9 protein-coding genes are annotated in these 8,732 nt (G+C 69.5%); 5 read left to right on the forward strand and 4 right to left on the reverse strand.

Features of this window, described 5'->3' with window-relative positions; genetic code table 11:
- Window positions 1-16 precede the first annotated feature (16 nt).
- The 4 genes from VLK31_RS20515 (at window position 17) to VLK31_RS20530 (ending at window position 4,110) form a co-directional block, all read left to right on the forward strand.
- On the forward strand, window positions 17-976 hold the full coding sequence (locus VLK31_RS20515; RefSeq protein ID WP_409170271.1) for a ribonuclease Z: 960 nt from the start codon (window positions 17-19) through the stop codon (window positions 974-976).
- A gap of 29 nt (window positions 977-1,005) precedes the next feature.
- Entirely contained in the window at window positions 1,006-1,854 is an 849-nt protein-coding gene (locus tag VLK31_RS20520) for a nucleotidyltransferase domain-containing protein (protein ID WP_409170272.1), read from the forward strand.
- Window positions 1,847-2,884 carry an RNA 3'-terminal phosphate cyclase gene (rtcA, locus tag VLK31_RS20525; protein WP_409170273.1) on the forward strand — a complete coding sequence of 346 codons (1,038 nt, stop codon included), beginning with the start codon at window positions 1,847-1,849 and terminating at the stop codon, window positions 2,882-2,884. The genes VLK31_RS20520 and rtcA overlap by 8 nt, the downstream gene beginning before the upstream one ends.
- Window positions 2,885-3,048: 164 nt before the next feature.
- Window positions 3,049-4,110, forward strand: coding sequence for a maleylacetate reductase (locus VLK31_RS20530; protein ID WP_409170274.1), 1,062 nt, complete (start codon window positions 3,049-3,051; stop codon window positions 4,108-4,110).
- 48 nt (window positions 4,111-4,158) lie between these two features.
- Here VLK31_RS20530 and VLK31_RS20535 read toward each other — a convergent pair whose 3' ends face one another.
- Together VLK31_RS20535 and VLK31_RS20540 are read right to left on the reverse strand one after the other, a co-directional pair.
- On the reverse strand, window positions 4,159-4,518 hold the full coding sequence (locus VLK31_RS20535; RefSeq protein ID WP_409170275.1) for an alpha/beta hydrolase: 360 nt from the start codon (window positions 4,516-4,518) through the stop codon (window positions 4,159-4,161).
- A gap of 106 nt (window positions 4,519-4,624) precedes the next feature.
- A complete protein-coding gene (locus tag VLK31_RS20540) occupies window positions 4,625-6,328 on the reverse strand; it encodes an adenylate/guanylate cyclase domain-containing protein (RefSeq protein ID WP_409170276.1) in 1,704 nt (567 codons plus the stop codon).
- Between the two features lie 81 nt (window positions 6,329-6,409).
- On the opposite strand from VLK31_RS20540, the gene VLK31_RS20545 reads away from it, so the two are divergent.
- A complete protein-coding gene (locus tag VLK31_RS20545) occupies window positions 6,410-7,138 on the forward strand; it encodes a Crp/Fnr family transcriptional regulator (RefSeq protein WP_409170277.1) in 729 nt (242 codons plus the stop codon).
- Window positions 7,139-7,150: 12 nt separating this feature from the next.
- Here VLK31_RS20545 and VLK31_RS20550 read toward each other — a convergent pair whose 3' ends face one another.
- Complete coding sequence (locus VLK31_RS20550; protein ID WP_409170289.1) at window positions 7,151-7,591, reverse strand: DoxX family protein; 441 nt, start codon at window positions 7,589-7,591, stop codon at window positions 7,151-7,153.
- A gap of 178 nt (window positions 7,592-7,769) precedes the next feature.
- Window positions 7,770-8,699: a LysR family transcriptional regulator gene (locus VLK31_RS20555; RefSeq protein ID WP_409170278.1), complete on the reverse strand. Its 930-nt coding sequence runs from the start codon at window positions 8,697-8,699 to the stop codon at window positions 7,770-7,772.
- Window positions 8,700-8,732: the final 33 nt, after the last annotated feature.

The raw sequence follows: 8,732 nt of genomic DNA on the forward strand, positions 1-8,732 counted from the left end.
GCCGGGAGTGATCGACATGATGATGAAACTGACTTTTCTGGGCACCTCTTCCGGTACCCCCACGCGCCACCGCAACGTCTCCGGCCTGGCCGTGCAGACCGTGCTGAACGCCGACTGGTTTTTGTTCGACTGCGGCGAGGGCACGCAGCACCGGCTCCTGCAAACGCCGCTGTCGCTGCATGACATGGCCGCCGTGTGCATCACGCATGTGCACGGCGACCACTGCTACGGCCTGCCGGGCCTGCTCGCGAGCGCGGGCATGGGAAAGCGCACCAAGCCGTTGAAGCTCGTCGCGCCGCTGCCGGTGTGGGAGTGGTTCGAGGCCACGCGCCGCCTGACCGATCTGCATCTGCCGTACGACGTCACGCATGTGGACGTCGAAGACCAGGCGCTGGTGTATGAGGCGTCCGGTGTTCGCATCGAGCGCCATGTGCTGCGGCATCGCGTGCCCAGCCATGCCTACCGCGTGCAGGTGCAGACGCGCCGCGCGCGGCTGAAGGCCGATGCGCTCAAGGCCACCGGCCTGCCGCCCGGCCCCGCATGGCGTGCATTGCAGACCGGGGAAGATGTGCCCTTCAACGGCACGCTGCTGCGCAGTGCCGACTTTGCGGAAACCCAGATCGACACCGCGGCCGCCGTGCTGGGCGGCGACAACGCCGAGCCCGCGCTGCTGCACGACGCCTGCAAGGGCGCGCAGCTGCTGGTGCATGAGGCCACTTACACGCAGGAGGTGCTCGACAAGGTCGGCCCCGGGCCGATGCACAGTTCCGCGCGGCTGCTGGCCGAGTTTGCGCAAGCCACCGAAGTGCCCAACCTGGTTCTCACGCATTTCAGCGCGCGCCACCAGAACGAAGAGGGCATGGCGGCGCTGATGGCCGAGACGCGAGAGCACTACCAGGGCCATGCGTTTCTGGCCAACGATCTGGATGTCTATGAACTCGACAGTGCCGGCAAAGTGACCGTCACCCGGGCCTGACCGAAAAAGATGGAAGAAGAGAAGAACCGATGAGCACCCAAGAACTCCTGCGCTCCGCCCACCCGATCGAGCCCGCCGTGCGCGCGCAGATCATGCAGGCGCTGCGCGACATCGAAGCGACGCACGACGTCACCGTGCTGTTCGCCTGTGAATCCGGCAGCCGTGGCTGGGGCTTTGCCTCGCCCGACAGCGACTATGACGTGCGCTTCATCTATGTGAACCGCCTGCCCTGGTACCTCGCGGTGCAGCCGCGCCGCGACGTGATCGAGGTGCCGATCAGCGGCGACCTCGACATCAACGGCTGGGACCTGCGCAAGGCGCTGGGCCTGATGCGCGAGTCGAACCCGACGCTGCTCGAATGGCTGCGCTCGCCCATCGTGTACCGCGACGACGCGCAGGCCATGCCGCGCTTTCGTGCGCTGTCGGAGGCGGTGTTTTCCAACGCGCGCGGCTGGCATCACTACACCTCGATGGCCAGGAAGAACTTTCGCGAGCACCTGCAGGCTGAGGAGGTGCGCTACAAAAAATACCTCTATGTGCTGCGCCCGCTGTTGGCCGCGCGCTGGATCCGCGCGCAGCCCGGCGTGCCGCCGATGCGCTTTGCCGACCTGGCGCAAGGCACGCTCGACGCGGTGCGCGACGCCGCGCTGGTGCAAGAGATCAACGCGCTGCTCGAGGTGAAGATGCGCGCCGGCGAAGCCGCGACCAGCCCGCGCTGGCCCGGCATTCACGCGTTCATCGAATCGGAGCTGGCGGCCAATGCGGCAGAGCCCGTCACGCCGCTGCCGTCGTCCGACGGTGCGGGGCTGGATGCGTTTCTGTGCGAGACGGTGCTGCGCTTCGAGCACAACAAGTCGCAGGAGGCCGCGCATGGTTGAGCTCGACGGCTCGCAAGGCGAGGGCGGCGGCCAGATTCTGCGCACCAGCCTCGCGCTGTCGGTGGTCACGGGCCGCCCGATGGCCATCGACAAGATTCGCGCGGGCCGCGCCAAGCCGGGTCTCATGCGCCAGCACCTGGCCTGCGTGAACGCCGCCGCGCAAATCAGCGGCGCGCAGGTCGATGGCGCGGAGCTTGGCTCGCAGTCGCTGCGCTTCGTGCCTGGCCCGGTGCGCGCTGGCGACTACCGCTTCGCGATCTCCGGCGCGGGCAGCTGCATGCTGGTGCTGCAGACCGTGCTGCCGCCGCTGCTGCTGGCCGGTGCCACGAGCCATGTGCACCTGAGCGGCGGCACGCACAACCCGATGGCGCCGCCGTTTCATTTTCTGGAGCGTGCCTTTGCGCCGCTGGTGCGCCGCCTGGGCGCGGACCTGCAACTGACGCTGCGCCGCTGCGGCTTCTACCCGGCCGGCGGTGGCGAGGTCGACGCAGCCATCGTGCCGGCGGCCGGCGCGCTGCAGCCCTTCGACCTGATGGCGCGCGGCGCGGCGCAGCCGGGTTTTGCCGAGTGCCTGGCACCCGGCCTGCCGCGCCATGTGCCGACGCGCGAGCTCGACACGCTGGCCAGCTCGATGGGCTGGTCGGGCGAGCAACTGCGCCACGGCGGCGCGCGCCAGAACGAAGGGCCGGGCAATGCGCTGCTGGCCACGCTGCCGTACGAACACGTCACGGAGGTGTTCACGGCTTTCGGCGAGAAGTCGCTCAGCGCGGAGCAGGTGGCGCATGGCCTGGTGAAAGAAGTGCGTGCGTTCCAGAAGAGCGAGGCTGCTGTCGGCCCGCACCTGGCCGACCAGCTGGCGCTGCTGCTCGCGCTGGCCGCATGGCAGGGCCAGAAGGCCTGCGCCTTCACCTGCAGCGAGGTGACGGAACACACGCGCACCAACTGCGCGGTGATCGAGCGCTTTCTGCCGGTGCGCTTCGAGATCAGCGAGAGCGGCTCGGCTTGCACGGTGCGGGTGGCGCCGGCCTGAAAGTTCCGATGGCCTGAATGTCTTGCGGCTGGCGGAAAACTCCTTTCCGCTCCTGCCGTTGAACGCCGCGTGCCCCGGCCGGACACTCGCCGGTTGTGGCCCCGGCGTATCGTGAACATCCGCCACCGGCCGCTTCACCCTCCAGAGACAGCAACAGGACCGCCATGACCACCCCTTCGTTCGTCTACAGCAGCGTGCCGCAGCGGGTGGTGTTCGGCGCGGGCTCGCTGCGGCACCTGGCGCGCGAGATCGATGCGCTGGGTGCGCGCCGGGCGCTGGTGCTGTGCACGCCCGGCCAGCGCGCCGAGGCGGAGCGCGTGGCCGACATGCTCGGCAGCCATGCGGTGGGCGTGTTCGACCGGGCCGTGATGCATGTGCCCATAGAGACCGCGCGCGAGGCACGCGAAGTGGCCGCCCGGTTGGGCGCCGACTGCGCGGTGGCCATCGGCGGTGGCTCGACCACCGGGCTGGGCAAGGCGATTGCGCTCGACTCGGGCCTGCCGATTCTTGCCATCCCCACCACCTACGCGGGCTCCGAGATGACGCCCATCTACGGCATCACCGAGGCCGGCATGAAGAAGACGGGCAAAGACTTCAAGGTGCTGCCCCGCACCGTCATCTACGACCCCGAACTGACATTCGGCCTGCCCGTGGCCATGAGCGTGACAAGCGGCATCAACGCCATCGCGCATGCGGCCGAGGGCCTGTACGCGGTCGACTCGAACCCGGTGATGGACCTGATGGCGCAAGAAGGCATTGCGGCGCTGGGCCGCGCGCTGCCGGCCATTCGCGCCACGCCGCATGACCCGGGCGCGCGCGGCGACGCGCTGTATGGCGCCTGGCTTTGCGGCACGGTGCTGGGCAACGTCGGCATGGCGCTGCACCACAAGCTGTGCCACACACTGGGCGGCAGCTTCAACCTGCCGCATGCGGAAACGCACACCATCGTGCTGCCGCATGCGCTGGCCTACAACGCCGAAGCGGCGCCGCAAGCCATGGCACGCATCGCGAAGGCACTGGGAGGCAGCAGCGCGGCGCAGGCGGTGTACGACCTGGCGCGTGACAACGGCGCGCCGGTCGCGCTGCGCGACATCGGCATGAAGGAAGCAGACCTCGACCTGGCCTGCGAGCACGCGCTCCAGAACCAGTACCCCAACCCGCGCGCGCTGGAGCGCGATGCGGTCCGTGCGTTGCTGCAGGCCGCCTGGGAAGGTGCGCGGCCTTGACGGCGTGGACCGCGTGGACCGAGTGGGCCGCGCTGGCCGCGCGGCTGTTTACAGGCCGGCCTGGCGCGTGAACGACACGCTGGGCTTGCTGTAAGCCGACGGCACCTGGTCGCGGTAGAACGCGCGGCGGTCCAGGCTCTGCAGCGGGTTGTGCGCGGCGGCCACGGCCTGTTCGCGCACGGTGCTGCGGTCGAGCGTGGAGTTGAAGGCCACGGTGCCTTCGGCGTTGCTGTCCGAATAGACGTTGCCGCTGCGCGCGGCGGCCACGGCTTCGGCCTGCACGCTGCCGCGGCTGGCGGCCGACGTGACGGCGTGCACGCCTTCGTAGCTTTCGGCATGCGCTGCGGCGGTGCCCAGCAGGGCGAAGGCGGCGGTAGCGGCAGCGGCGATGAGTTGCTTGGTGTTCATGATCTTTGTCCCTTGAGTGACGGTGTGGTCGGCGGACATTCGTCGTTGCCACGGTATGCAGTGTGAAACCGCATCGTGGTTGACGCTGTGCGTTTGCGCACCGTTTTCAGCGATGGACCGGAGCAGATGCAAGCGACGCGGCATGCGCCCCGGCATGCGCCCCGTAGAGCACCGACAGGGGCTCCGAACGCCCGCGCACGCTCAGCGTTTCAGGCGTGCCCATGGCCTCGGCCACGCCGGCCTGCTCGGCCGCGAACAGCGACACCACCAGGCGCGACGCGGCGGTCTTCGAGTGGTCCTGCAGCCGGCTCGCGGTGTTCACCACTTCGCCGATGGCGGTGAAGGTGGTGGTCTCCAGGTAGCCCACCTCGCCCACCGCCGCGCGGCCCGCATGCAGGCCCATGCCGAACTCCAGCCGCTGGCCGAACTGCGCCTCGAAACCCTCGCTCCATGCGTCCATGCGCTGGCCGATGAGCTCGGTCGCGCGCAGGGCTTGCCTGCAGGCCGTGGGCAGGTCGCAGTCGAGCCCGAAGATGGCCATCACGCTGTCGCCGATGAACTGGTTGGGCACGCCGCCGCTTTCGCGCACGGCCGCGCCCACGGTCGCGAAATAACGGTCGAGCACATAGGCCAGGTCGAAGGGCCACTGCCGCTCCGACAGGCCCGACCAGCGCCGCAGGTCGACGAAGAGCACGGCCACGTCGCGCTCGCGCCCGAAGTTGCCGACCGGCGCGGGCCGGCCGTCGTTGGGCAGCGGCGCGAACAGCGGCGTGACCTCGATGTCGCCGCGCGGGCGCAGCTGGCAGGCCAGGCGCACGTCGGACGGCGCGCGCACGCGCTCCAGCGTGCGCTGCTCGTCGCGGCCCGGCTCGCCGATGTGTTCGGCGGGGCCCGCCACGCGCACGCGGCAGGTCGAGCAGCGCGCACGGCCGCCGCAGATCGACACATGGGCAATGCCGTGCGAGCGGCTGGCCTCCAGCACGCTCCAGCCGCGCGGCACCTGCACCGTGCGGCCCGGGTAGCGCAGCGTGACCGACGGCTGGCGCGACCATCGCGCCACGCTGTTGCGGCCCCAGCGCGCGGCCAGCAAAGCCAGCAGCGCCAGGCCATAGAACCACTTGATGCCGTTCTCGGCCGCGCCCAGCGCTTTGCTTTGCTCGGGCGTCGGCAGCGTGGCCGGCGGCACGCCGGTCCACTGAAACTCGCGCCCCATCGACACAAAGCCCATGGCCGCCGCCAGCGGCAACACCACCGCCACCGCCAGCAACAGGTAAGAAAAGCGCCGGTATGCCGGCTGCGCCCGCAGCGCGAAGTGCAGGCCCAGGCAGCCGTGCGCCCAGGCCGCGAACATCATCAGCAGTTGCGCGGCGGCGCCTTGCCAGTCCCACAGGCCCCACACCACACGCGCATAGGAGCCTTCGATGCCATAGGCCAGGTAGGCGCCGCGCATGGCCGTGAGGTGGGTGGCCAGCAGCAGCGGCAGCGCAAAGCCCAGCAGCACGCGCAGGCCTTCGAGCGGCGGCATGCGCAGGGTGCGCCGCTCCCACAGCGCGACCACGGCCAGCGCCAGGTGCGTGGCCGCCGCGCCGTACAGCAGCGCGGTGCCCGGCAGGCTGTGCCAGAACTTCTGCACGCCGCGCAGCACCGCCTCGGCCACGGCGAACGAATAGATGCCCAGCGCGTGGTTCAGCAGATGGAAGCTGATGTACGCCATCAACACCAGCCCGCTCACCCAGCGCAGGTTGCGCCGCGTGGGCGGTCTCAGCGAAAAACGGGGACTTGGTGGAGCGCGGGGGGAACGTCTGTCCATGAAGGGGTTCGAAACGGCACCCGAGCATAATCCGCGCGCTTCCAACCCCTGACCACACACCCCTGACCATCGACCCCTGGCATGGCCACACCTGACCTCATCCCCCGCTCCAGCCTTGCACTGCGCCAGATCGCGCTGTTCGACGGCCTGCCTGAACAGCGCCTGGCGCTGCTGGCCCAGCAATGCCTGTGGCACAGCGTGGAGGCCGGCAAGCCCTTGCTGCTGCGCGCGGAGCAGCAGGGCGAGGTGTTCCTGCTGGTGTCGGGTCGGGTGCGGGTGACGACCTATTCGGCCAACGGCCGGCAGGTGACTTTCAGGGACTCCGAGGCGGGCGAGCATTTCGGGGACATTGCAGCCATCGACGGCGGCCCGCGCTCGGCCGACGTGGTCACGTTGGCGCCCAGCGTGGTGGCCAGCCTGGACCGCGCCGCGTTCATGGCGCTGCTGCGCGACGAGCCGCTGGTGGCCGAGCGGGTGATGCAGCGGCTGGCGTCACTGGTGCGCCAGCTGTCGGAGCGGGTGATCGACCTGAGCACCCTGGGCGTGCAGAACCGGCTGCATGCCGAACTGCTGCGCCTGGCCCGCAGCGCCGGCGCCCATGAGGGCGACGACAACCAGGCCCGGCTGAACCCCGCGCCCAAGCATGCGGCGCTGGCCAGCCAGATCAGCACCAACCGCGAGCAGGTGACCCGCGAGCTGAATGTGCTGGTGCGCAGCGGCGTGCTGCGCAAGGACGACAAGGCCCTGCTGGTGGCCGACGTGGCCCGCCTGGAGACCATGGTCTCGCAGGTTCGGGGCGACGCCGGCTGAGCCGCAAGGCGCTCAGTTCCAGCGGCCCTTCAGGCCACCCACGCTGAAGCGACCCGCGCCCAGCAGCACCACGGTCAGCGCGCCGAACAGGTAGAAGCCCTGCAGCTCCAGCGCCCAGCCGCCTTGCTTGGTCAGCGCGAACATGTCGGCCATGTGCACCAGGCCAAAGGCCACCAGCATGTTGATGACGACCACGGCGGCAGCGGCGCGCGTGAAGACGCCGGCAATCATGAGCAGTGGCGCGACGATTTCGCCCACGTACACCAGGTAGGCCAGCCCGCCCGGCAGGCCGGACTTGGCCAGCATGCCGCCGATGAAGCCCACGCCGGCCGACAGCTTGAAGATGCCGTGCAGCAGCACCAGCACGCCGACCGTGAGGCGAATGAGCAGTTTGCCGGCGTCGTCGGTGTTGGCTGGGGAAAGAGCGGACAGCGACGGTGTGATCGGCGTCATCGGTGCGATCGGCGCACGCGCGGTGTTGGCGGCTACGGCCTGGGGGTTCATGGCAGATCCTTGGAAACGGAAGGGTCCGCCACGGAATGCGGCGGTTGCACTTGCAGTGTGCGCAGCCGCCTGAAAGCGCGATGTGCGTTTACGCACATGTTTCACCGCAAAGCGCCGCCGAACTGCCTCAGTGCGAGCCGAAGCGCCCCGTCCACTTGCGCTGATAGTCCATCTTCTGAAAATGCGCCGCCATGAAGTCGATGAAGCTGCGCACCTTGGCCGACAGGTGCTTGCGGCTCGGGTAGGCCAGGTTGATGGTCAGGCGCGGCAGGTCCCAGTCGTCCAGCGTGGGCACCAGCCGCCCGGCCACGATGTCGTCGTACACGATGTAGGTCGGCTGCACCAATATGCCCATGCCGTCCAGCGCGGCGGCGCGCAGCACTTGGCCGTCGTTCGACTCCAGCAGGCCCGTCACCTGCACCGTGCGCGTTTCCTCGCCTCGGCTGAAGCGCAAGGTGTTCGGGTTGTTGGCGTGGGTGTAGATCAGCAGCTTGTGCTGCTGCAGTTCGTCCAGCGTCTTCGGAAAACCGTGCCGCGCAAAGTAGCGCGGCGATGCCGCCAGAATGCGCCGCGTCTCGCCGAGCCGGCGCACCGTCACGTTGGAGTCGGGCTCGTACTCGCGGGTGCGAATGGCCACGTCGATGTTGTTGTCGATCAGGTCGAAGTAGCGGTTGGCCGCCTCCACATGCACCGTCACGCCGGGGTAGCGCTGCGTGTACTCGCGCAGCAGCGGCGCAATGTGGTGGACCGAAAAAGACAGCGAGGCCGTCACGCGCAGCGTGCCGGTGGGGTCGAGCGCGGTGGCGTTGACGGTCGACTCGGCGTCCGACAGGTCGGCCAGGATGGTGCGGGCGCGGGCGCAGAACTCGCGGCCGGTGTCGGTGAGGTACAGGCGGCGCGTGTTGCGCTCGACCAGCCGCGCGCCCAGGCGGGCTTCCAGCGCGCTCAGGTGCCGGCTTGCGGCGGCGTTCGACAGGCCCAGCGCCTCGGCCGCGCGGCTCAGGCTGCCGGCATCGGCAATCTGCACGAGCAGGGCGATTTCGGTCCAGCGGTCCATGGGGCGGTGTGTACGGAGTGGGCCTTGTGGGCG

The sequence above is a fragment of the Variovorax sp. H27-G14 genome (assembly GCF_046156345.1).
GTDB lineage: Bacteria > Pseudomonadota > Gammaproteobacteria > Burkholderiales > Burkholderiaceae_C > Variovorax.

Excerpts from the sequence above, each read along its gene's own strand:
- VLK31_RS20515 (WP_409170271.1), top strand. The coding sequence starts at position 17 with ATGATGATGAAACTGACTTTTCTGGGCACCTCTTCCGGTACCCCCACG.
- VLK31_RS20520 (WP_409170272.1), top strand. The coding sequence starts at position 1,006 with ATGAGCACCCAAGAACTCCTGCGCTCCGCCCACCCGATCGAGCCCGCC.
- rtcA (WP_409170273.1), top strand. The coding sequence starts at position 1,847 with ATGGTTGAGCTCGACGGCTCGCAAGGCGAGGGCGGCGGCCAGATTCTG.
- VLK31_RS20530 (WP_409170274.1), top strand. The coding sequence starts at position 3,049 with ATGACCACCCCTTCGTTCGTCTACAGCAGCGTGCCGCAGCGGGTGGTG.
- VLK31_RS20535 (WP_409170275.1), bottom strand. The coding sequence starts at position 4,518 with ATGAACACCAAGCAACTCATCGCCGCTGCCGCTACCGCCGCCTTCGCC.
- VLK31_RS20540 (WP_409170276.1), bottom strand. The coding sequence starts at position 6,328 with ATGGACAGACGTTCCCCCCGCGCTCCACCAAGTCCCCGTTTTTCGCTG.
- VLK31_RS20545 (WP_409170277.1), top strand. The coding sequence starts at position 6,410 with ATGGCCACACCTGACCTCATCCCCCGCTCCAGCCTTGCACTGCGCCAG.
- VLK31_RS20550 (WP_409170289.1), bottom strand. The coding sequence starts at position 7,591 with ATGACGCCGATCACACCGTCGCTGTCCGCTCTTTCCCCAGCCAACACC.
- VLK31_RS20555 (WP_409170278.1), bottom strand. The coding sequence starts at position 8,699 with ATGGACCGCTGGACCGAAATCGCCCTGCTCGTGCAGATTGCCGATGCC.